We start from the raw sequence: 20,167 nt of genomic DNA, 5'->3' as shown, positions 1-20,167 counted from the left end.
TGGTTGTTCATGGGCTTTCCCGGAAATGGCATACGATTTGCGACCCCTGCGGCAGCAAGTTCGATGCCGCAGGATACGCTACCGTGACACCATCCGGACCACGCAACGGGCCCCAGGCGGAGGGTCGGTCCGTCGTGCTCGACGGCATCACCCACCGGTATGGCGGCGCGGTCGCCGTCGAGAACGTGAACCTCGACATCAAGGGCGGGGAGTTGGTCTCGCTGCTCGGGCCGTCGGGCTGCGGCAAGACCACCTTGCTGCGCATCGTCGCCGGCTTCCTGCGTCAGACCGAGGGGCGGGTGATCGTCGGCGACGAGGTCATCGACGCGCTGCCGCCGAGCCGGCGCGCCGTCGGCATCGTCTTTCAGAACTACGCCCTCTTCCCGCACCTGACGGTGGCCGAGAACGTCGCCTACGGGCTCGCGGCCCGCGGGGCGCCCCGGGCCGAGCAGGCGGCGGAAGCCAAGCGCCTGCTCGACCTCGTCCAGCTGGGCCATGCCGGTAGCCGCTACCCGCGCCAGCTCTCCGGCGGGCAGCAGCAGCGGGTGGCGCTGGCACGCGCCCTCGCCATCCGCCCCGCGGTGCTGCTCCTCGACGAGCCCTTCGCCGCCCTCGACAAGAACCTGCGCCTCGACATGCAGATCGAGGTGAAGCGGCTCCAGCGGGTCGCCGGCGTCACCACGCTGCTCGTCACCCACGACCAGGAGGAGGCCCTGTCGCTCTCCGACCGGGTGGCGGTGCTCTCCGCCGGGCGGCTCGAGCAGTTCGCCCCGCCGACCACGGTCTACGACGCGCCCGAGAGCCTGTTCGTCAACACCTTCGTGGGCTCGGCCAATGCCGTGCCGGGCGTGCTCGTCGGCGGGGAGGCGGGGCAGCCCCGCATCGCGCTCGATGCGGGCGGCGAGGTCGTGGCCCGTCCCCTCGCCCGCCCGATCGCGCCGGGCTCCCGGGTGACCCTGTGCCTGCGGCCCGAGCACCTGCGCCTCACGGAAGGGCAGGACGGCATTGCGGGCGTGGTCGAGATGGCGCTGCCGCTCGGACCCACCGTCGTCCACGAGGTCCGGGTCGGGGCCGGCCGCCCGCTCAAGATCGCCGAGCCGCGCCTCGGCGGCGGCGCCTTGCGCCCGCCCGGCACGCCGGTGCGGATCGCCGTCGCCCCCGGCCTCGCCTCGGCCTTCCCGGCCGCCGCCTGATTCCAAGGAGCCTTTTCGATGCTCGACCGCCGCCGCCTCCTCACCACCGCCCTGTCGCTCGGCGCGATGGAGCTGTTTCCCGGCCTGTCCTTCGCCCAGGCCCGGCCCCTCGTCTTCGCCACCTTCACGGGCAGCTGGGAGGAGGCGCACAAGGCCGTGCTGGTCCCGGCCTACCGCAAGGAGACCGGCAACGCGCCGATCGTCCTCGACCCAATGCTGTCGGTCGACCAGATCGCCAAGGTCTCGGCCGCCAAGGCCAACCCGCCGATCGACGTGATGCTGCACGATCCGGGCCCGGCGCTCACGGCGCTGGCCCAGGACCTCGTCGATCCCTATCCGGTCGAGCGCAGCGCCGCCTTCAAGGAGCTGATCCCCGACGCGCAGGACCCGAACGGGCCGGCCGCCTTCTTCCAGGTCGTCGGCCTGACCTACAACCCCGACACCGTGAAGACCCCGCCGACCTCCTGGGCCGACCTGTGGCGGCCCGAATACAAGGGCCGGGTCGGCATCACCAACATGAACTCGACGCTCGGCACCGGCTTCATGGTCGAGGTCGCCAAGATGCATGGCGGCTCGGAAGCGAACATCGACCCCGCCTTCAAGGCGATGGAGACGCTGAAGCCCAATCTCTCGGCGGTGGCGGCCAATCCCGGCGCCCTCGCCACCCTCTTCCAGCAGGGCCAGGTCGACATCTCGCCCGGCAACTTCAACGCGATCCAGATCCTCAAGGCCAAGGGCGTGCCGGTGGAGTTCGTGGCGCCGAAGGAGGGCGCGATCGCCTTCAAGACGCTGATCCAGATCGTCAAGAACTCGCCCAACCGCGACCTCGCCTTCAAGCTGATCGAGGCGGCGATCTCCGAGCCGGTCCAGACCCGGCTGATGCAGGCGCCGTACCTGGTCGTTCCCACCAACACCAAGGTGAAGATGACCGGCGAGATCGCCCGGGTGCTGGCGCGTGACACCGACGACCTCAAGAAGAAGTTCGTCTTCCAGGACTGGAAGACGATCAACGCCCAGCGCCCGGCCTGGATCGAGCGGTTCAACCGCGAGATCAAGCTCTAGAGGATCGTGCCCGTGGCCCTGCCGGACGTCACCACCTACCCGTTGCGGCTGGCGAGCCCGCTGGCTGCGTTCTTCGCGGCGTTCTTCGCCGCGCCGCTCGTGGCGCTCCTCGCCCTGTCCCTCCAGGGGGCGGACGGCCGGCTCGGCCTGTCGCAATACGCGGCCTTCCTGGGCGACGGCTTCAGCCTCGGCGTGCTCCTCGGCACGCTCTGGCTCGGGCTCAAGGTGACGGCGGCCTGCCTGGTGCTCGGCCTGCCGCTGGCGCTCGTCGCGACCCGGGCCGGGGGGTGGGTGCGCGGCCTCGTCATCCTGGCGGTGCTGACGCCGCTCCTCACCAGCGTGGTCATCCGCACCTTCGCGTGGATCGTGATCCTGGGGCGGCAGGGGGTGGTCAACTCCCTCCTCTCCTCCCTCGGGCTGATCGAGACGCCGCTGCGGATGCTCTACGCCGAGGGCGGCCTCGTAGCGGCTCTGGCGCAGGTGCAGATGCCGCTGATGGTGCTGCCGCTGATGACAGCGCTCGCGCGCATCGACCCGAGCCTGTGGGACGCCTCGGAGGCTCTGGGGGCCGGGCGCTGGCGCACCTTCTTTCGCGTGACCCTGCCGCTCTGCCTGCCGGGCCTGATCGCTGGCGCGGTCCTCACCTTCGCGGCGGCGATCTCAGGCTTCATCACCCAGTCGCTGATCGGCGGCGGGCAGATGCTGTTCATGCCCGGCTACATCTACCAGCAGGCGATCGCGCTGCAGAACTGGCCCTTCGCGGCGGCGATGTCGGTGATCTTCCTCGTCGCGGTGCTCGCCGTGGTCCTGGCCTTCAACGCGCTCGGCCGCCTCGCCCGCGGCTACGCGCAGACGTGAGGACTGTCCGATGTCCCGCTCACCCGGCGCTTTCGACCGCCTCTCGTTCGAGGGGATCCTGCATCTCCTCGCGATCCTCGCCCTGGTGCTGCTCCTCGCCCCCACCCTGATCGTCTTGGTGGTCTCGTTCACCGACGGGCTTTCCTTACGCTTCCCGCCGCCGGGCTACAGCTTCCGCTGGTACGGCGAGCTGATGGAGGCTTGGCAGCTCCACTTCGCGTTGAAGAACAGCCTGACGGTCGCGGTGCTGGCCACTGTGCTGGCGGTCGGGCTCGGGGTGCTGGCGGCGCTCGCCGTCGCGCGATCGCCGCGTCTGTCGGCGCGCCTCCTCGACGGCTTCTTCCTCTCGCCGCTGATCCTGCCGGCCCTGGCCTTCGGCCTGTCGAGCCTGATGTTCTTCTCGCTCCTCGGCTGGCCGGTCTCGGTCGCCACGCTGGTCCTCGGCCACACGGTCGTCTGCGTGCCCTACGTGGTCCGCAACACCGTGGCGGCGCTCACCCAGCTCCAGCCCGCCCTGCTCGAGGGCTCGGCGAGCCTCGGCGCCTCGCGGCTCTACACGTTCCGCCGCATCACCCTGCCGCTGATCCGGCCCGGCATCCTCTCGGGCGGCTTCCTCGCCTTCATGGCCTCGTTCGACAACATCCCGGTCTCGCTCTTCCTGCGCGACGCCGCCACCGACATGCTGCCGATCCGGATGTGGCAGGACCTGGAAGGCCGCCTCGACGTCACCATCGCGGCGCTCTCGGGAATCCTGATCGTCGCGACGATCGGGGGGATCGTCCTGATGGAGCGGCTGACGGGGTTGTCGCGGCGGTTGGTGTGAAGCGCGTTTCTCGTCCCCGGCTAGGCAGGACTGTTCAGAGAGAGGAAGGGCGCGGGATTCCCCTCTCCCCGCGGGCGGGGAGAGGGCCGCGTCACCGTTCAGGGGACGCGGCAAGCGCAGGCGAAGCCGGAGCGAGGGTGAGGGGGTGTTTCCGGAGGAGCCACACCCGTCGAGCCCCCCTCACCCTCGCGGCGAATCTGCGGTTCGCAGCTCGCTGCATCTCCTGAACGGAGATGCAGCCCTCTCCCCGCCCGCGGGGAGAGGGGAACACTGCGCCTTTTCTTTCCCCGGACAGCCCTGTGACGGGGAGAGGCACGAACTCCTTCGACGTGTCGGCCGTCGCGAGCGTAACGATGATCGAGGCCCCCTTGGCAGAGTCACTCCCGGCCTCACCCGACGCCCCACCCCGCCCCGCACCCTCCCTCACCGAGCAGGCCGCCGCCGCCCTGCGCCGGCTGATCCTGCTCAACCTGCTCGCTCCCGGTGAGGTGCTGAACGAGCCCGACCTCGTCGCCCGCCTCGGCGTGTCGCGCACGCCGGTGCGCGAGGCCCTGAAGCTCCTCGCCGGCGAGGGCCTGGTCACCTTGAGGCGCAACCGGGCTGCCCTGGTGGCGCGGCTCGACCCCGCCGACCTGGTGCCGCTGTTCGAGATGGAGGTGGCGCTGGAGAGCTTCTGCGCCGGCCTCGCCGCCGAGCGGATGACGGCGCCCGAGCTCGTCCGGCTCGACCGGCTCCAGGCGGCCCTGGAGGCGGCACGGGACGACCGCGACACCTACACCCGCCTCAACCGCCAGGCCCATCGGCTGATCGTGACGGCGGCGCGCAGCCCGGCGATCGCCGAGGCGCATGGCCGGGCCTTCCCGCGGCTCGAGCGGGCCCGCAACTTCGCGCTCGCTACCGACGGGCGGGTGGCGGAATCCCTCGCCGAGCACCGGGCGATCCTCGACGCACTCCGCGTGCGCGACCCCGAACGCGCCCGCGCCCTGATGCAGGCTCACGTCGCCCGCACCCAGACCCTGATGATGGCCCGCCTCTGATGGCCCGCCTCACGCAAGGACCCCGCCGATGACCGATCCGATGGTTCAGCCGCTGCCAGCCCTCGGGGTGATCCTGCCGTCCTCGAACCGGGTGGTGGAGCGAGCGACGGAAGTCCGCCTCGCCGGCCGCGCCGAGGCCTGCTACGCCCGCGTGCCCTACGGCGCGATGCTGAAGGGCGAGGCCTACGACGAGGCGGTCTTCCTCACCGCCGCCGACCTCCTGGCGGATGCCGGAGTCGCGGCCCTGTGCTGGAACGCGACGCGGGGCGCTGCCCTGGGCTTTGCCCCCGACGAGCGCCTGTGCGCGGCGGTGACCCGCCGCACCGGCCTGCCGATGGCGACGACGGCGCTCGCCGCCCGGGACCGGCTCCGCCGCGCGAAGGTCCGCCGTCTCGGCCTCGTGGTGCAGGGCGGGCCCGACGAGGCCGCGCTCGTCGGCGCCCGCTTCGCGGAGGCCGGCATCGGCGCGGGCCCCGCCGCCCATCTCGGCATCACCGAGAACCGCCTCGCCGCCCAGGTCCCGCTGCCCCGCCTCGCAACGGCGGCGCAGAGTGCGGCCGCCGGGGCAGACGCGGTGCTGATCTGGAGCACCAACCTGCCCGGCTGGCGCCTGCCCACCGCCATCGACGGCGTGCCCCTCCTCGACGCGACGAGCCTCGGTACCGACGCGCTCATGGCGGCGGCCGGGCTCACCTGACGAAAATCCGCATGGCACCCCTGCGCTGCATCCCCTGACAGGCCTGTGTTAGGCTGTCGACACGCTCGGGAAAGAGGCGCGGGAGGAGGCAGGACCGGCATCGGCCGGCGCTCCCGCGCGCCGCATCCGGGCCCCGGTCACACAGGCAGCGTTCCATGAGCCTCATCACCTATCTCACCCGGATCCAGTTCGAGCGCGGCGCCGTCAGGCTGATCGCCGAGGAGCTGGCGCTCCTCGGCGCCCGCCGGCCCCTCGTGGTCACCGACCGCGGCGTCGTGGCGGCGGGCCTGATCGCCCGCGTCCTCGACGCCGCCGGGCTCCCTCAGACCACCCCGGTCTTCGACGGCACGCCCGAGAACCCGACCGAGGAAGCGACGCTCGAGGCCCGCGACCGCTTCAAGGCGGAAGGGTGCGATTGCGTGATCGCGGTCGGCGGCGGCTCGCCCCTCGACCTCGCCAAGGGCGTGGCGCTGCTCGCCACCCACGACGCGCCGCTGGCGACCTACGCCGCCATCCTCGGCGGCATCCCGCGCATCCGCGCCGACCAGCCCCCGGTGATCGCGGTGCCGACGACGGCCGGTACCGGCAGCGAGGTCGGCCGCGCCGCCCTGATCACGCTCGCCGATGGGCGCAAGCTCGGCTTCATCTCGCCCCACCTGATCCCGAACGTCGCGATCTGCGACCCCGAGCTGACCCTCGGCCTGCCCCCCGGCCTCACCGCCGCGACCGGCATGGACGCGCTCACCCACTGCATCGAGACGTACCTGAGCCCCCGCCACAACCCGCCGGCCGAGGCGATCGCCCTCGACGGCCTGTCGCGCGCCACCCGCTCGCTCGCCCGCGCGGTCCGCGACGGCAGCGATCTCGACGCGCGCGAGGACATGATGATGGCCGCGCTCGAGGGCGGCATGACCTTCCAGAAGGGGCTCGGCGCGGTCCACTCGATGTCGCACGCGCTCGGCGGCCTCAAGGCCAAGCGCCTGCACCACGGCACGCTCAACGCCGTGATCCTGCCCCACGTGCTGCGCTTCAACGCGCCGGCCTGCGAGGGCAAGTACGTCTCCCTGCGCAAGGCGATGGGCCTGCCGGAGGGCGCCGACCTCGCCGCGGCGATCGAGGCGCTGAACCGCGACCTGCACCTCCCTTCCGGCCTCGCCGCCATGGGGGTGACGGAGGAGGATTGCGAGGCGCTGATCCAGCGGGCGGTCGACGACCACTCGACGGCGACCAACGGCCGGCCGGTCGGGGCGGAGGAGTTCCGGGCGCTCTTCCGGGCGTCGCTGCGCGGGCAGGCGGCGTGATCGCCTGACAGGCGGACGAGGGGCGCGCCCGGCCTCGCGGGGCTCAGACCCATTTTGTGCTATCCTCTGCGTCATTCCGGGGCCGCGCAGCGGAGCCCGGAATCCAGAACCGCTGGACGTGCAGGATAAGGTGAAACGCGATCCACCATCGTGCCGGCCCTCTTCGATCCAATCCTCGACCTCATCCTGAGGTGTTAGTCGATCTTTGATCGGCTGACCTCGAAGGAGGGCTCCAGAAATCTCCGTGATCCCTGGAGTGCTCCTTCGAGGCCGCTACGCGGCACCTCAGGATGAGGTTGCGGGTGGGACGAGCATGGGAGCCAAATCAACCAGGCTCTGACTCACCAGCGGTTCTGGATCCCAGGTTCCGCTGCGCGGCCCTGGGGATGACTAGGAGGGTGTGAGAACCACTGGGCCGCTTCACGCCTCACGCCCCCGTTGCGAACTCCGCCTCCAAGGCCGGCACCAGCTCCCCCAAAAAGTCCTCGGCCGCCGCCGGCAGGGTGCGGCCGGCCTTGGCGATCAGGCAGACCGGGCGGGAAAAGCTCGCCTCGGATATCGGACGCGAACGAAGGTCGGGCTCGGCCCGGATCTCGCGCGCAGAGCCCGGCAGGATGGTGAGGCCGAGCCCGGCCCGCACCATCCCGACCGCCGTCATCATGTAGGTCGCCTCGCAGGCCGTCACCGGCAGGCGGCCGGCGGCCACGAAGGCGGCGTCGACCACGGCGCGCACGCTGGTCTCGGCATCCATCAGCACCAGCGGGTGCTCGGCCAGAGCCTCAAGCGTCACCGTCGCGACGGCTCCGATCGGGTGACCCTCCGGATAGACCACGTGCAGGGTGTCGGCCGCGCGGGCCAGCACCGTGAGATCGGGATCGCGGACCTCGCCGCCGGTGACGCCGAGATCGACCTCCTCGCGCCGCACCAGGGCCAGGACCCGCTCGGCGATCACGTCCTTGACGACGAAGCTCATCCGCGGATGCGCCGCCCGGAACGACGCGATCGCGTCCGGCAAAAGGCCCGCCGCCACCGAGGGCAGGGCCGCGATCCGCACCGTGCCGTGGCGGCGCGCCGCGAGGTCGCGGGTGTCGACCACGACGCTGTCGAGCTCGCGCAGCACGCGCTGGAAGACGGGCAGCAATTCGCGCCCGACCCGGGTCGGCGCGACGCTGCGGCTGTTGCGGTCGAGGAGGCGCACCGCCAGCGCCTCCTCCAGGCGGCGGATCTGCACCGTGAGCGCCGGCTGCGACAGGTTCAGGAGCGACGCGGCCCGCGTGAAGCTGCGCAGATGCGCCACCGATACGAAGGCCCGGACGTGACGCAGGTTCAGATCCATAACGGAACGCTATCGCGGCGATCGGATCTTTTCAATTGCCGGATCGCCGGCCGCGCGGTGTGATCGAGCGACACCGAACGGCGCCACGTCCGAGCGCCGGCAATCCTGGGAGGAAGCGATGCTGGCCCTGCTCGGCCTGTGCACCATCGCGCTGCTGCTCGCCTGCATTCTGACCAAGCGCTTGTCGCCCCTGGTGGCGCTGATCGTGATCCCGGTCGCCGCCGCCCTCGTCGGCGGGTTCGGGCTCGACACCGGCAGGTTCGTTCTCGGCGGCATCCAGAGCCTGGCGCCGGTCGTCGGCATGTTCGTGTTCGCGATCCTGTTCTTCGGGATCGTCAGCGACGCGGGCCTCCTCGACCCGATCATCGACCGGATCCTCGCCACCGTCGGCACGCGGCCGAGCCGGATCGTGCCCGGCACGACGCTCCTGGCGCTGCTGATCCACCTCGACGGCTCGGGCGCGGTGACCTTTTTGATCACGATCCCCGCGATGCTGCCGCTCTACGACCGGGTCGGGATCGACCGGCGGATCCTCGCCTGCGCGGCCTCGCTCGCCGCCGGCGTGAACTTCCTGCCCTGGACCGGCCCGATGATCCGGGCCTCCGCAGCTTTGAAACTGCCGATCCCTGACATCTTCTCGCCGCTGGTGCCGGTGCAGGCGGTCGGCCTCCTGTTCATCTTCGGCCTGTCGTACTGGCTCGGCCTGCGCGAGGAGCGGCGGCTCAAGCGCGCCGGAGCGGATCACGCCGAGGCGGTCGCGGCCGGCGGCCGCACCTTGAGCGACGCCGAGCGGGCCTTGCGGCGCCCGGACCGGTTCTGGCCGAACCTGGTGCTCACCCTCGCGGTCCTCGGCACCATGGTGCTGATGGCGGAAAAGATCCCGCCGGCCCTGATGTTCATGCTCGGCACGGCGCTCGCGCTGATCATCAACTATCCTGGCGTCGATGCGCAGCGGCAGCGCATCGACGCCCACGCCAAGGCGGCGATCCTGATGGCGTCGATCCTGCTGGCGGCGGGCGTCTTCACCGGCATCATGCAGGGCACCGGCATGCTGAAGGCGATGGCGCAAGGCGCGGTGGCCTTCGTGCCGCCCGGCCTCGCCCCGCACATCCCCTTCGCGCTCGGCCTCGTCTCGATGCCGCTCAGCATGCTGTTCGACCCGGACTCGTTCTATTTCGGCGTGCTGCCGGTGGTGGCCGAGGTCGCCCACCAGCTCGGCGTGCCGCCGCTCCAGGTCGCGCAGGGCGCGCTGCTCGGCCAGATGACCACCGGCTTCCCGGTGAGCCCGCTCACGCCCGCGACCTTCCTGGTCTGCGGCCTCTGCGGCATCGACCTCGCGGACCACCAGAGGTTCACCTTCCCGTTCCTGCTCGCGGCCTCCGTGGTGATGACCTTCGCGGCCGTCGCCTTCGGGGTGTTTCCGCTCTGAACGACAGGAGGAGAGAGATGAAGAGCATCCGCCTGGGCGCCGGGGCCGGCTATGCCGGCGACCGGATCGAGCCCGCCCTCGAACTCGCCGAGCACGGTGCCCTCGACTACCTCGTCTTCGAGTGCCTGGCCGAGCGCACCATCGCGCTGGCCCAGCAGGCCCGCCTGCGCGATCCCGCCGCCGGCTACGACCCGCTGCTGGAAGCCCGGATGCGGGCGGTGCTGGCGCCGTGCCGGACGAACGGCACCCGCATCGTCACCAACATGGGCGCGGCCAACCCCTTGGCCGCCGCGGAGAAGACCCGGGCGATCGCCCGCGACCTCGGGCTCACCGGCCTCAAGGTCGCGGCGGTGGTCGGTGACGACGTGCTGGAGGCGGTCGGCGCGGGCGATTACGAGGTCCTGGAGACCGGCGGCCGGGTGCGCGACCTCGGCAACCGGGTGATCTCGGCCAACGCCTATCTCGGCGCCGGACCGATCGCCGAGGCTTTGGCCCGAGGCGCCGACATCGTCATCACCGGCCGGGTCGGCGACCCGGCGCTCTTCCTCGCGCCGCTGATCCATGCCTTCGGCTGGGCGATGGACGACTGGGAGCGGCTCGGCCGCGGCACGCTGGCCGGGCACCTCCTCGAATGCGCCGGCCAGATCACCGGCGGCTACTTCGCCGATCCGGGGGTGAAGGACGTCCCCGGCCTCGCCCGCCTCGGCTTCCCGATCGGGATCGTGTCCGAGGACGGCACGGTCGAGATCACCAAGGTGCCGGGTTCGGGCGGCGCGGTGACGCTCGCCACCTGCAAGGAGCAGCTTCTCTACGAGGTGCACGACCCGGCCCGCTACCTGCAGCCCGACGTGGTGGCGGATTTCTCGCACGTCACGATGGAGGCCGTCGGCCCCGACCGGGTGCGGGTGACCGGCGGGCGCGGGCTGCCTGCGACCGGGCTCCTCAAGGTCTCGGTCGGGCTGATCGATTCCTATATCGGCGAGGGCCAGATCTCCTATGCGGGCCCGGGCGCCGTCGGCCGCGGCCGCCTCGCCCTCGACATCGTGCGCGAGCGCTTAGGCCTCACCGGCGTGCGGGCGAGCGAGCTGCGCTTCGACCTGATCGGCATCGATGCCCTGCACGGCCCCCGCCTCGCGGAAGGGGCTGAGCCCTACGAGGTGCGCGTGCGCGTCGCCGGGCGCTGCGACAGCCTTAGCGAGGCGGCGCGGATCGGCAATGAGGTCGAGACGCTCTACACCAACGGCCCGGCCGGCGGCGGCGGGGCGTGGAAATCCGCCCGCGAGGTCGTCGGCGTGCTCTCGGTGCTGGTGCCGGCGGCGCTCGCCCGGCCGAGCGTGCGGATGATCGAGGCGTGAGGAGAGATCCGATGAAGCTGCGCGCGCTCGCCCATTCCCGCACCGGCGACAAGGGCAACACCGCCAACATCTCGCTGATCGCCCACGACCCGGCCGATTACCCGCGGCTCGAACGTCACGTCACGGCCGAGCGGGTGCGGGCCCATTTCACCGGGATCGTGTCCGGCGAGGTCACGCGCTACGCCCTGCCGCAGCTCGGCGCCCTCAACTTCGTGATGACGCAGGCCCTGGGCGGCGGGGTGACCCGGTCCCTGGCGCTCGATGCGCACGGCAAGGGGTTGAGCGCGGCACTGCTGGATATGGAAATCCCGGAGGGGACGTAGCCAGGAATTGAAGGCGCCTCCACTTGGCCTATCCTCGACGGTGAAGGCTCGGGATCCCCTCTCCCGTGTGGGAGAGGGGAGACGCGCTATTCTGCGAAAAACTCACCCATTTCATACCCGTCACGTCGCTGGATCATCGCGTCCGCTCCACCGGGCGGTCGAACTGCCCATGCGGGTGCCGGCCCTCATCTCTGTGCCGCGAGACCGGAAAGCCTGCTTCCGCGATCGCATCATTGTTGACAATCCTACGATAAGAACGATGATGGCCGAACAGCCACGGCGCGGCCCTGGCGCGTTCGCACCGTCACGGGTCGTCACCGATGAAGCTCGCATCCTACTGGCTCGAGACCGCGCCGCCCTTCACGGACGGCTGCGCCGGCCCGGTGGAGGGACGGTTCGACGTGGCGGTGGTGGGGGCGGGCTTCACCGGCCTGTCGGCGGCCCTGGCGCTGGCGAAACGCGGTGCCAGGGTGGCGGTGCTGGAGGCGGGCGAGGTCGGGAGCGCCGCCTCGGGCCGCAACGGCGGCCAGTGCAACAACGGCTTTGCCTCGGATTACCGCGCCGTCGCGGCCCGGTTCGGCGAGGAGCGCGCGGCCGCGCTCTACCACGCCTACGACGCGGCGGTGGACAGCGTCGAGCGGCTGATCCGCGAGGAGGCGATCGACTGCGACTTCCGCCGCACCGGCAAGATCAAGCTGGCGGCCAAGCCCGAGCATGCCGACAAGCTCCGGCGCACCTTCGAGGCGGTGTCGCGCCGGGCCGATCCGGACACGCGCCTCGTCACCGCCGCCGAGATCCGGCGCGAGGTCGGGTCGGACGCCTTCCACGGCGGCCTCGTCTACGCCAAGAGCGGCGGGATGCATGTCGGCAAGTTCGCCCGAGGCCTCGCCCGGGCGGCGGCCGGCCGCGGCGCCGCCGTGTTCGAGAACGCCCCCGTCACGGCCCTGCGCCGGCGCGGCGGGACCACGCACGAGGTTGCAACCCCGCGGGGCAGCCTCACCGCCGGCCAGGTGCTGATGGCGACCGGGGCCTCGATGGTCGGGCCGCTCGGCTGGTTTCGCCGCCGCATCGTGCCGGTCGGCTCGTTCGTGATCGTCACCGAGAGGCTCCCGCGCGACCTGCTCGACCGGCTGATGCCGACCCGCCGCATGGCGACCGATTCGAAGAATGTCGGCACCTATTTCCGGGTCACGCCGGACGACCGGCTGCTGTTCGGCGGGCGCGCCCGGTTCGCGGTCTCGAACCCGCTCTCGGACGAGAAGAGCGGACGCGTGCTGCGCCGTGCCCTCGACCGGGTGTTTCCCGAACTCGCGCCGGCGCGGATCGACTATTGCTGGGGCGGCGTCGTCGACATGACCGCCGACCGGCTGCCGCGGGCGGGCATGCGCGACGGGCTCTACTACGCGATGGGCTATAGCGGTCACGGCACCCAGATGGCGACCCATATGGGGCAGGTGATGGCCGAGGTGCTGGAGGGCCGCCACGAGCGCAACCCCTTCGCGGGCTGGGACTGGAAAGCCATCCCCGGCCATTTCGGCCCGCCCTGGTTCCTTCCCTTCGTGGGCGCGTACTATCGCTTGCAGGACGTCCTGCATTAGGGCGTTCTGCATCGGGCAGAGTGTCGGAGCGTGAGCGGGGCCTGACCCAGATGGCGAGCCAGAAGGACAAGGAGGCGAAGGCCGCGACCGCCGCCAAGCGCCTGCCCCGCACGACCCTGTCCGGCCAGGTCGCCGGGCAGATCCGCGCCTCGATCCTCGACGGCACCTACCCGCTCGGCTCGCAATTGAACGAGATGGAGCTGGCCTCGTCCTTCGGCGTCAGCCGCGGGCCGGTGCGGGAGGCGATGCAGCGGCTGATCCAGGAGGGCCTTCTTCGCAGCGAGCCGCATCGCGGCGTGTTCGTTCCCGAGCTCGCGCCTTCCGACCTGATCGACATCTACTTCGTGCGCCGCTCCCTCGAGCTCGTCGCCATGCGGCGGATCCTGGACCTCCCGGATCGCGGCGGCGTGGTGCGCGACCTGTCGGCGCTCGTCCGCCAGATGAAGGCGGCGGTGCGGCGCAAGGACTGGCCGCAGGTCGCCGACCTCGACATGCTCTTCCACCGCCGCATCGTCGACGAGGCCGGCAGCGAGCGCCTGACCCGCAGCTTCGCCACCCTCCAGGCCGAGACGCGGCTCTGCCTGCAGATGCTGATGGGCGGCTACAGCGAGAACGCGGCTCTCATCGACGAGCACCAGCTCCTCGTCGACCTGATCGAGCGGGGCGAGATCGAGCCGGCGCTCGCCGAGCTGGAGCGCCATTTCGGCGATCCGGTCCGCACGCTGCAGAAGGCCAACGCCTCGCGCAAGGAGAAGCTCGGCGCCGAGGCGGCATGAGGCCGGCCCTCCGCCTCCACCAACGGTCAAGCTTAATCCGCGGTGAGCCGAACCCGCGTCATTCTCGGCGATCATCTCCGGGTTCGCTGACCAGCCGAGCAGAGACCGGCGGCTCGTCTTCGCTCGGCTGCATTTTCGACTGGATCAGCGGTAACGCGCATGTTACCCGGCAGATGCGGAACCGAATCGGTTCACCTCCTTCCTTGTCCGGAACTGCCATGCTTCGCCGGTTTCACCTGGGCCGGATGGCCTGCCTGTCGGCGGCCATCATCGCCGGTCATCTCGCCGCGGCGCGCCCCGCGGCGGCGTGCCCGGCCCCGCTGCCGCAACCGGCGGAGCGGATCAGCCTGACCGTGACCGAAGCCCACGTGGCGCGGCGCGAGCCGGTCCGGGTGCTCGCCATCGGCTCGTCCTCGACCGAGGGCATCGGCGCCTCGGCCCCGGACCGGACCTATCCGTACCTGCTCGAGCAGTCCCTGCGCGCGGCCTGGCGCGGCACCCCGGTCGACGTCACCAATGCCGGCATCGGCGGCGAGACCGCCGACCAGACCCTGGCGCGCCTCGCCGAGGCTCTCCGGCAGCCGGTCAAGCCCGACCTAGTGATCTGGCAGGTCGGCACCAACGACGCGATCTCGGGCGGCGACGAGGCGGCGTTCCGGCGCCGGCTCGAACAGGGCGTCGCCCTGGTCCAGGCCGCCGGCAGCGACCTGATCATCCTCGACCAGCAATATTACCCGGCGATCCCCAACCACGGCCGCTACGAGCGCTTCGTCGGCCTCGTGGCGGCGGTGGCGGACGGCACCGAGGTGCCGGTCTTCTCGCGCTACGCCCTGATGAAGAGCTGGAACCGCCAGGATCCGGCCCTGCTCGCCGGCATGCTGTCGTCCGACCAGTTCCACATGGGCGACCAGGGCTATGCCTGCCTCGCCCAGGCGCTGGGCCGCCAGATCCTCGACGCCGTGACCCCGCGGCCCGACCCACTCCAGGCGGTCGCCCGGGCCAAGCGCCAGCCCCTGCCCACCGCACAGGCCCTGCGCCGGGGCTGATCCGGCCTGACCACGGTACACGACACGACCGATCCGGCTGCGGCGACGCATCTCCAACCCACACCCTGATCCTGATCAACCATGAGATCGGCCGGCTGCGGCCGGTATGAGCGGGGGTCCGGCCAGCCACGGCGACGGGCAGGATTGTGGGCAAAGCGTCGCCTTGCCCACATTCCTGCCCATGCACCACCAGCAGCAGGTGAGATCGCCCGGTTCGTTTCTCACCCCCAGGGCCAGGCCGCCGTCTCGGGTCCTCTGGCCCCGGCAACGCGGGGGTCGAGCGGCCTTGGCCGCCGGCCTCCCAGGCTGTCGCCCGCTGCAACACGGTGTTGGCAAAGATCAGCAGCTTGCGCGCGCACGCCACCATCACGAGCTTGAACGGCTTGCCGCCGACAAACATGCCGCGGACAGCGCCGTGGGACCCCCGCCCGCGATGTGCCGCTGGCCGTCGTACTGGCCCGACGAGCGATCGAACGGTGCCAGCCCGGCCAGGCGGGCGGCCTCCTTCCGGGTGATCCGGCCGGGCTCGGGCATGGTGATCGGCAACGGCACGGCCATGCGCTCGCCCAGACCCGGGATGCTCAGCAGCCGATCCAGACGCCTGTTCAGGTCGGGCTCGGCGCGCAAAGCCGTCACGATCTGCTCGCGCACGTCCCGACGCCGGGCGACGACCTGCTTGATCGGAACCTTCACGGCCGCCTTGATCGCCTCGTCGCGGTCGCTCTCGCAGCGGGTCCCGAGGCAGGCGATGTCGGCGGTGATCGGCTCAAACAGCCGCATCGGCTCGGCCAGCGCGGTCAGACGCTTGTCGCGGGCCGGGTGCACCGGGCCGTCATGGGCCGCCGTGCAGGCGGATGACCTCGGGCCGGCCGGTGAGCGCGAGATCAAGAGCGAGCTTCTCGATATCGAGACCGGCGGTGGGTGCGGTAGGCCGGGGCCTCGTCGTCGACCCTGCCTTGCGAAGCGAACCCTGGGTTCAGGCAACCATTCGGGTCCGAGGACGATGGCCGGTCGCGATCCTGCTCAGGAACAGCCCTGCGGCTGAGGTGCTGACGTTCCGTCGACCCGCCGCCCCGCCCTGGATGGCCGTCCAGGATGGGATATTCCTCATCGGAACGGATCTCTTCTTACACCCAGCCGCTGTCCAAGGTGCGACCGTAGGGAATCTCGAAGGAGGGCTCCAGGGATCACGGGGCTGTCTGGAGCCCTGCTTCGAGGCTCGTTTCACGCGCGCCTCAGGACGAGGACGCGAGCGGGGAGGAGAGCGTGCTGGTCCCGCGGTCGCCGTGCGAAGACGCACCGCCATGCGAGAAGGGCCGCGCCCCTTTCCGGGTGCGCGGCCCTCGCGACACTCAAGCGTGCTGGTGGGATCAGGCGCGGCCGCCGCGGCGGCGCAGGCGCACGATGACCTCGACGCCGGCGATCTCCATGCCCTCGGGCGGCTCGGGCAGGGAATCGACCGTGATGCCGCAATCGGGCATGTCGAGCACCTGGCCCTCCTCCTCGAGGAAGAAGTGGTGGTGCTCGCTCGGGTTGGTGTCGAAATAGGCCTTGGAGCCGTCCAGCGCGAGCTGGCGCAGCAGGCCCGCCTCGGTGAACTGGTGCAGGGTGTTGTAGACGGTGGCGAGCGAGACCGGGACCTTGGCCCGCATCGCCTCGTCGTACAGCATCTCGGCGGTCAGGTGCCGGTCGCCCTTGCCGAACAGCAGCCAGCCGAGGGAGAGGCGCTGCCGGGTCGGGCGCAGGCCGGCGCGGCGCAGACGATCCCGAAGCTCCGAGAGCGGGCAGCCGCGCCGCTGCCCGGCAGCGCCGGTCTCGAGGGCCGGGACGCGGGCGCCGAGCGCGGCGCGCAGGGGCGACAGATCGTTCATCAGCGGAACTATCGACTCGTGAGACGGCGACAAAGATGTCCGCTTTTATAGGCGCCCCGCCCCGGCGCCGCAACCCGACCACGGCCGTTCCGCCGCAGATCAGAAGCGTTACAGACTATGGCGTTCGGCCGGCTTTGAACAGCCCCCGGCGCTGTGTTAACGAGGCGCCACCCCGCCGCGTCACGGCATCTCGCCGGCCCCCTGCCGGCGCGCCAGCGGCCTCCCGCACGAGGAATTCGCCCCGCTCATGTCCGCCGACCAGACCTCCGCCGCCGACACCCCGAGCCGGCCCTCGCGTTTCTCCTACGAGGACCTGCTGGCCTGCGGCCGCGGCGAGATGTTCGGTGCCGGCAACGCCCAGCTGCCGCTGCCGCCGATGCTGATGTTCGACCGCATCACCTCGATCGGCCGGGACGGCGGCGCCCACGGCAAGGGCCATGTCCTGGCCGAGCTCGACGTGCGGCCCGACCTCTGGTTCTTCCCCTGCCACTTCCACGGCGACCCCGTGATGCCGGGCTGCCTCGGCCTCGACGCGCTCTGGCAGATGGTCGGGTTCTTCCTCGGCTGGCTCGGCTCGCCGGGCCGCGGCCGGGCGCTCGGCGTCGGCGAGGTCAAGTTCAGCGACCAGGTGCTGCCGAGCGTCAAGACGGTGGTGTACGGCGTCGACCTGAAGCGGGTGCGCCAGGGCCGCCTGGTGCTCGGCATCGCCGACGGCTGGCTCGAGGCCGACGGCCGGCGCATCTACGAGGCGAAGGACCTGCGGGTCGGCCTGTTCCAGGCCGCGACGCCCGCCGGCGGCTGAGCCCGTCGCAGGCCCGTCATGATGCGGGCGGTTGAGCCCGCCGGAATGCGGGCGATAGACCCGCCGGAATGCGGGCGGTTATGCCCGCCGGGACCCTTTCCCTCGGTGGGCGGTTGAGATTCGGGCACCGTGCGCCTAGGTGACACCTCGCGTGGCGAGGGCGTCCCGCGGGCGCCGGCGGCGCCGCTCCGGAGGGTTCCGACGATCATGAGGCGCGTGGCAATCACCGGGATGGGCATCGTCTCGTCCATCGGCAATTCCACCCAGGAGGTGCTGGCTTCGCTGCGCGAGGCGCGCTCCGGCATCGCCCGTGCCGAGGACTTCGCGGCCCACGGCTTCCGCAGCCAGGTCCAGGGCGCCCCGACCCTCGACGCCGAGGAGGTGGTCGACCGGCGCGCCATGCGCTTCCACGGCGGCGGCACCGCCTGGAACCACGTCGCGATGGAGCAGGCGATCCGCGACGCCGGCCTCGAGCAGGGCGAGATCTCGCACGAGCGCACCGGCATCATCATGGGCTCGGGCGGTCCCTCGACCCGCGCCCTCGTCGAGGCCGCCGACATCGCCCGCGCCAAGGGCCCGAAGCGCGTCGGGCCCTTCGCGGTGCCCAAGGCCATGTCCTCGACGGCGTCGGCGACGCTCGCCACCTGGTTCAAGATCCGGGGCGTGAACTACTCGATCTCGTCCGCCTGCGCGACCTCGAACCACTGCATCGGCAACGCCGCCGAGATCATCCAGGCCGGGCGCCAGGACATCATCTTCGCGGGCGGCTGCGAGGAGCTGGACTGGACGCTGTCGGTCCTGTTCGACGCGATGGGGGCGATGTCCTCGAAGTACAACGACACGCCGGCCCGGGCCTCGCGCGCCTACGACGCGGCGCGGGACGGCTTCGTCATCGCGGGCGGCGCAGGCGTGCTGGTGCTGGAGGAGCTGGAGCATGCCCGCGCCCGCGGCGCGCGCATCTACGGCGAGGTCGCGGGCTACGGCGCCACCTCGGACGGCCACGACATGGTGGCGCCGTCGGGCGAGGGCGCGGTGCGCTGCATGCGCCAGGCGATCGAGGGCCTGAAGGGCGCTCGGATCGACTACATCAACCCGCACGCCACCTCGACCCCCGTCGGCGACGACAAGGAGATCGAGGCGATCCGCGAGGTGTTCGGCACCGGGGACGCCTGCCCGCCGATCGCCGCCACCAAGTCGCTGACCGGCCACTCCCTCGGCGCCACCGGCGTGCAGGAGGCGATCTACTCGCTCCTGATGATGAACAACGGCTTCATCTGCGAGAGCGCGCATATCGACGAACTCGACCCGGCCTTCGCCGACATGCCGATCCTGCGCGCCCGCCGGGACGACGCGCAGCTCGGCCACGTGCTCAGCAACTCCTTCGGCTTCGGCGGTACCAACGCCACCCTGGTGCTCAAGCACGTCGACGCCTGACCTCGCCCTGAGCGTGGACAGGAGCCGGCCCGGCGCGTAAACGCCCGATCCACCGACAACAGCGGAGGATCGGGCGTGACGGGTTTGATGGCAGGCAGGCGCGGGCTCGTAATGGGCGTCGCGAACGACCACTCCATCGCCTGGGGCATCGCCCGGGCCCTCGGGGCCCAAGGCGCCGACCTCGCCTTCACCTACCAGGGCGAGGCCCTCGGGCGCCGGGTCGGGCCCTTGGCCCAGACCCTCGGCTCATCCCTGGTGCTCCCCTGCGACGTCGAGGATCTGGCCTCCGTCGACGCGACCTTCGCGGCCCTCGACGAGGCCTGGCCCGAGGGGCTGGACTTCGTCGTCCACGCCATCGGCTTCTCCGACAAGGCGCAGCTCAAGGGCCGCTACGTCGACGTCACCACGAGGGAGAACTTTTCCCGCACGATGGTGATCTCGTGCTTCTCCTTCACCGAGGTGGCGCAGCGCGCCGCCAGGCGGATTCGCCCCGGCGGCGCCCTCCTGACGCTGACCTATGGCGGCGCGACCCGCGTCATGCCGAACTACAACGTCATGGGCCTCGCCAAGGCGGCTCTGGAGGCCTCGGTGCGCTACCTCGCGGCCGATCTCGGACCGCAGGGCATCCGGGTCAACGCCCTCTCGGCCGGCCCGGTCCGCACGCTGGCCGGCGCCGGCATCGCCGATGCCCGCCTGATGTACAACCACCAGGCCGCCCACGCCCCCCTGCGCCGCACCGCGACCCTCGACGACATCGGCGGCTCGGCCCTCTACCTGCTGTCGCCGCTGTCGGGCAGCGTCACCGGCGAGGTCCACTTCGTCGATTCGGGCTACAACATCATCTCGATGCCGCGGCCGGAGGTGCTGAAGGCGCAGGATGCGGCGGGGGTGACGGATGCGTAACATCAGCGCGCCTCTGCATCGACACGTCGCTGCAGAGGGGTTTAGCGCACTGTCACCGGCGCAAAGGAGAAGGGGAAGGAACAATTGCAGCCTAGCCGGCGCTTCGGATAAGTCCGTTCGAATGCTCGCACCTGCCCGGAAAAGCGTCGGCGTTGATACACTGAGCGGCACTGCCTCGACGTGTCGACGCAATTTTGCTACATTTGGGAGATTATAATAATTTGTCGTCCGTGAAGAAATCGCTCAGGCGGCTTGGCTGCTTGGCGGGTCGGATCTGACCATGCGGAGTGCGGCGGCGAGCAGGAGAGACAGCAAAAGCCTGA

The 20,167-nt window shown here is 71.1% G+C and carries 19 protein-coding genes; 16 read left to right on the top strand and 3 right to left on the bottom strand.

The features are described 5' to 3' along the window. The first annotated feature begins 134 nt into the window (after window positions 1-134). The 7 genes from EU555_RS33890 (at window position 135) to EU555_RS33860 (ending at window position 6,971) form a co-directional block, all read left to right on the top strand. Complete coding sequence (locus tag EU555_RS33890; protein ID WP_245524635.1) at window positions 135-1,193, top strand: ABC transporter ATP-binding protein; 1,059 nt, start codon at window positions 135-137, stop codon at window positions 1,191-1,193. An 18-nt stretch (window positions 1,194-1,211) separates the two neighbouring features. Beyond that, entirely contained in the window at window positions 1,212-2,255 is a 1,044-nt protein-coding gene (locus EU555_RS33885; protein WP_135419734.1) for an ABC transporter substrate-binding protein, read from the top strand. 12 nt (window positions 2,256-2,267) lie between these two features. Beyond that, a complete protein-coding gene (locus tag EU555_RS33880; RefSeq protein WP_425375180.1) occupies window positions 2,268-3,113 on the top strand; it encodes an ABC transporter permease in 846 nt (281 codons plus the stop codon). A 10-nt stretch (window positions 3,114-3,123) separates the two neighbouring features. Further along, window positions 3,124-3,936 carry an ABC transporter permease gene (locus tag EU555_RS33875; protein WP_135419732.1) on the top strand — a complete coding sequence of 271 codons (813 nt, stop codon included), beginning with the start codon at window positions 3,124-3,126 and terminating at the stop codon, window positions 3,934-3,936. A gap of 368 nt (window positions 3,937-4,304) precedes the next feature. Further along, complete coding sequence (locus EU555_RS33870; protein WP_245524634.1) at window positions 4,305-4,973, top strand: GntR family transcriptional regulator; 669 nt, start codon at window positions 4,305-4,307, stop codon at window positions 4,971-4,973. A gap of 28 nt (window positions 4,974-5,001) precedes the next feature. After that, window positions 5,002-5,670, top strand: coding sequence for an Asp/Glu/hydantoin racemase (locus tag EU555_RS33865; RefSeq protein WP_135419730.1), 669 nt, complete (start codon window positions 5,002-5,004; stop codon window positions 5,668-5,670). A gap of 155 nt (window positions 5,671-5,825) precedes the next feature. Further along, window positions 5,826-6,971, top strand: coding sequence for an iron-containing alcohol dehydrogenase (locus EU555_RS33860; RefSeq protein ID WP_135419729.1), 1,146 nt, complete (start codon window positions 5,826-5,828; stop codon window positions 6,969-6,971). 427 nt (window positions 6,972-7,398) lie between these two features. Here the strand turns inward: EU555_RS33860 and EU555_RS33855 are convergent, their stop codons facing one another. Continuing rightward, a complete protein-coding gene (locus tag EU555_RS33855; RefSeq protein ID WP_135419728.1) occupies window positions 7,399-8,307 on the bottom strand; it encodes a LysR family transcriptional regulator in 909 nt (302 codons plus the stop codon). A gap of 118 nt (window positions 8,308-8,425) precedes the next feature. On the opposite strand from EU555_RS33855, the gene EU555_RS33850 reads away from it, so the two are divergent. From EU555_RS33850 to EU555_RS33825, 6 genes are all read left to right on the top strand, one after another. Further along, on the top strand, window positions 8,426-9,736 hold the full coding sequence (locus EU555_RS33850; RefSeq protein WP_135419727.1) for a CitMHS family transporter: 1,311 nt from the start codon (window positions 8,426-8,428) through the stop codon (window positions 9,734-9,736). 17 nt (window positions 9,737-9,753) lie between these two features. Continuing rightward, a complete protein-coding gene (locus EU555_RS33845) occupies window positions 9,754-11,091 on the top strand; it encodes an acyclic terpene utilization AtuA family protein (RefSeq protein ID WP_135419726.1) in 1,338 nt (445 codons plus the stop codon). Window positions 11,092-11,102: 11 nt separating this feature from the next. Next, entirely contained in the window at window positions 11,103-11,414 is a 312-nt protein-coding gene (locus EU555_RS33840; protein WP_135419725.1) for an AtuA-related protein, read from the top strand. Between the two features lie 320 nt (window positions 11,415-11,734). Beyond that, window positions 11,735-13,012 (top strand): NAD(P)/FAD-dependent oxidoreductase, encoded by a 1,278-nt coding sequence (locus tag EU555_RS33835; RefSeq protein WP_135419724.1) that lies wholly within the window; start codon window positions 11,735-11,737, stop codon window positions 13,010-13,012. A gap of 20 nt (window positions 13,013-13,032) precedes the next feature. Beyond that, complete coding sequence (locus tag EU555_RS33830) at window positions 13,033-13,788, top strand: GntR family transcriptional regulator (RefSeq protein ID WP_245524633.1); 756 nt, start codon at window positions 13,033-13,035, stop codon at window positions 13,786-13,788. A 218-nt stretch (window positions 13,789-14,006) separates the two neighbouring features. Continuing rightward, complete coding sequence (locus EU555_RS33825; protein ID WP_167858752.1) at window positions 14,007-14,834, top strand: SGNH/GDSL hydrolase family protein; 828 nt, start codon at window positions 14,007-14,009, stop codon at window positions 14,832-14,834. A gap of 366 nt (window positions 14,835-15,200) precedes the next feature. Here EU555_RS33825 and EU555_RS33820 read toward each other — a convergent pair whose 3' ends face one another. Both EU555_RS33820 and irr read right to left on the bottom strand, forming a co-directional pair. Beyond that, window positions 15,201-15,659 (bottom strand): transposase, encoded by a 459-nt coding sequence (locus tag EU555_RS33820; RefSeq protein ID WP_135419722.1) that lies wholly within the window; start codon window positions 15,657-15,659, stop codon window positions 15,201-15,203. Between the two features lie 545 nt (window positions 15,660-16,204). Beyond that, a complete protein-coding gene (irr, locus tag EU555_RS33815) occupies window positions 16,205-16,705 on the bottom strand; it encodes a Fur family transcriptional regulator Irr (RefSeq protein ID WP_135419721.1) in 501 nt (166 codons plus the stop codon). A 247-nt stretch (window positions 16,706-16,952) separates the two neighbouring features. Here irr and fabA point away from each other — a divergent pair, with 247 nt between their 5' ends. The 3 genes from fabA to fabI all read left to right on the top strand — a co-directional run bounded on the left by fabA (window position 16,953) and on the right by fabI (window position 19,844). Beyond that, window positions 16,953-17,507 carry a 3-hydroxyacyl-[acyl-carrier-protein] dehydratase FabA gene (gene fabA / locus EU555_RS33810; protein ID WP_135419720.1) on the top strand — a complete coding sequence of 185 codons (555 nt, stop codon included), beginning with the start codon at window positions 16,953-16,955 and terminating at the stop codon, window positions 17,505-17,507. A gap of 207 nt (window positions 17,508-17,714) precedes the next feature. Further along, window positions 17,715-18,941, top strand: a complete 1,227-nt coding sequence (fabB, locus tag EU555_RS33805) for a beta-ketoacyl-ACP synthase I (protein WP_135419719.1) — start codon at window positions 17,715-17,717, stop codon at window positions 18,939-18,941. Between the two features lie 75 nt (window positions 18,942-19,016). Next, window positions 19,017-19,844, top strand: a complete 828-nt coding sequence (fabI, locus tag EU555_RS33800) for an enoyl-ACP reductase FabI (RefSeq protein WP_135419718.1) — start codon at window positions 19,017-19,019, stop codon at window positions 19,842-19,844. Window positions 19,845-20,167 lie beyond the last annotated feature (323 nt).

Source organism: Methylobacterium nonmethylotrophicum (genome assembly GCF_004745635.1).
Classification (GTDB): Bacteria; Pseudomonadota; Alphaproteobacteria; order Rhizobiales; family Beijerinckiaceae; genus Methylobacterium; species Methylobacterium nonmethylotrophicum.
The sequence above is the reverse complement of the archived record's forward strand: the minus strand, read 5'-3'. Positions and strand labels throughout refer to the sequence as shown.

Excerpts from the sequence above, each read along its gene's own strand:
- EU555_RS33835 (WP_135419724.1), top strand. The coding sequence starts at position 11,735 with ATGAAGCTCGCATCCTACTGGCTCGAGACCGCGCCGCCCTTCACGGAC.
- fabB (WP_135419719.1), top strand. The coding sequence starts at position 17,715 with ATGAGGCGCGTGGCAATCACCGGGATGGGCATCGTCTCGTCCATCGGC.
- EU555_RS33885 (WP_135419734.1), top strand. The coding sequence starts at position 1,212 with ATGCTCGACCGCCGCCGCCTCCTCACCACCGCCCTGTCGCTCGGCGCG.
- EU555_RS33875 (WP_135419732.1), top strand. The coding sequence starts at position 3,124 with ATGTCCCGCTCACCCGGCGCTTTCGACCGCCTCTCGTTCGAGGGGATC.
- irr (WP_135419721.1), bottom strand. The coding sequence starts at position 16,705 with ATGAACGATCTGTCGCCCCTGCGCGCCGCGCTCGGCGCCCGCGTCCCG.
- fabA (WP_135419720.1), top strand. The coding sequence starts at position 16,953 with ATGTCCGCCGACCAGACCTCCGCCGCCGACACCCCGAGCCGGCCCTCG.
- EU555_RS33855 (WP_135419728.1), bottom strand. The coding sequence starts at position 8,307 with ATGGATCTGAACCTGCGTCACGTCCGGGCCTTCGTATCGGTGGCGCAT.
- EU555_RS33860 (WP_135419729.1), top strand. The coding sequence starts at position 5,826 with ATGAGCCTCATCACCTATCTCACCCGGATCCAGTTCGAGCGCGGCGCC.
- EU555_RS33850 (WP_135419727.1), top strand. The coding sequence starts at position 8,426 with ATGCTGGCCCTGCTCGGCCTGTGCACCATCGCGCTGCTGCTCGCCTGC.
- EU555_RS33845 (WP_135419726.1), top strand. The coding sequence starts at position 9,754 with ATGAAGAGCATCCGCCTGGGCGCCGGGGCCGGCTATGCCGGCGACCGG.
- EU555_RS33840 (WP_135419725.1), top strand. The coding sequence starts at position 11,103 with ATGAAGCTGCGCGCGCTCGCCCATTCCCGCACCGGCGACAAGGGCAAC.
- EU555_RS33825 (WP_167858752.1), top strand. The coding sequence starts at position 14,007 with ATGCTTCGCCGGTTTCACCTGGGCCGGATGGCCTGCCTGTCGGCGGCC.
- EU555_RS33865 (WP_135419730.1), top strand. The coding sequence starts at position 5,002 with ATGACCGATCCGATGGTTCAGCCGCTGCCAGCCCTCGGGGTGATCCTG.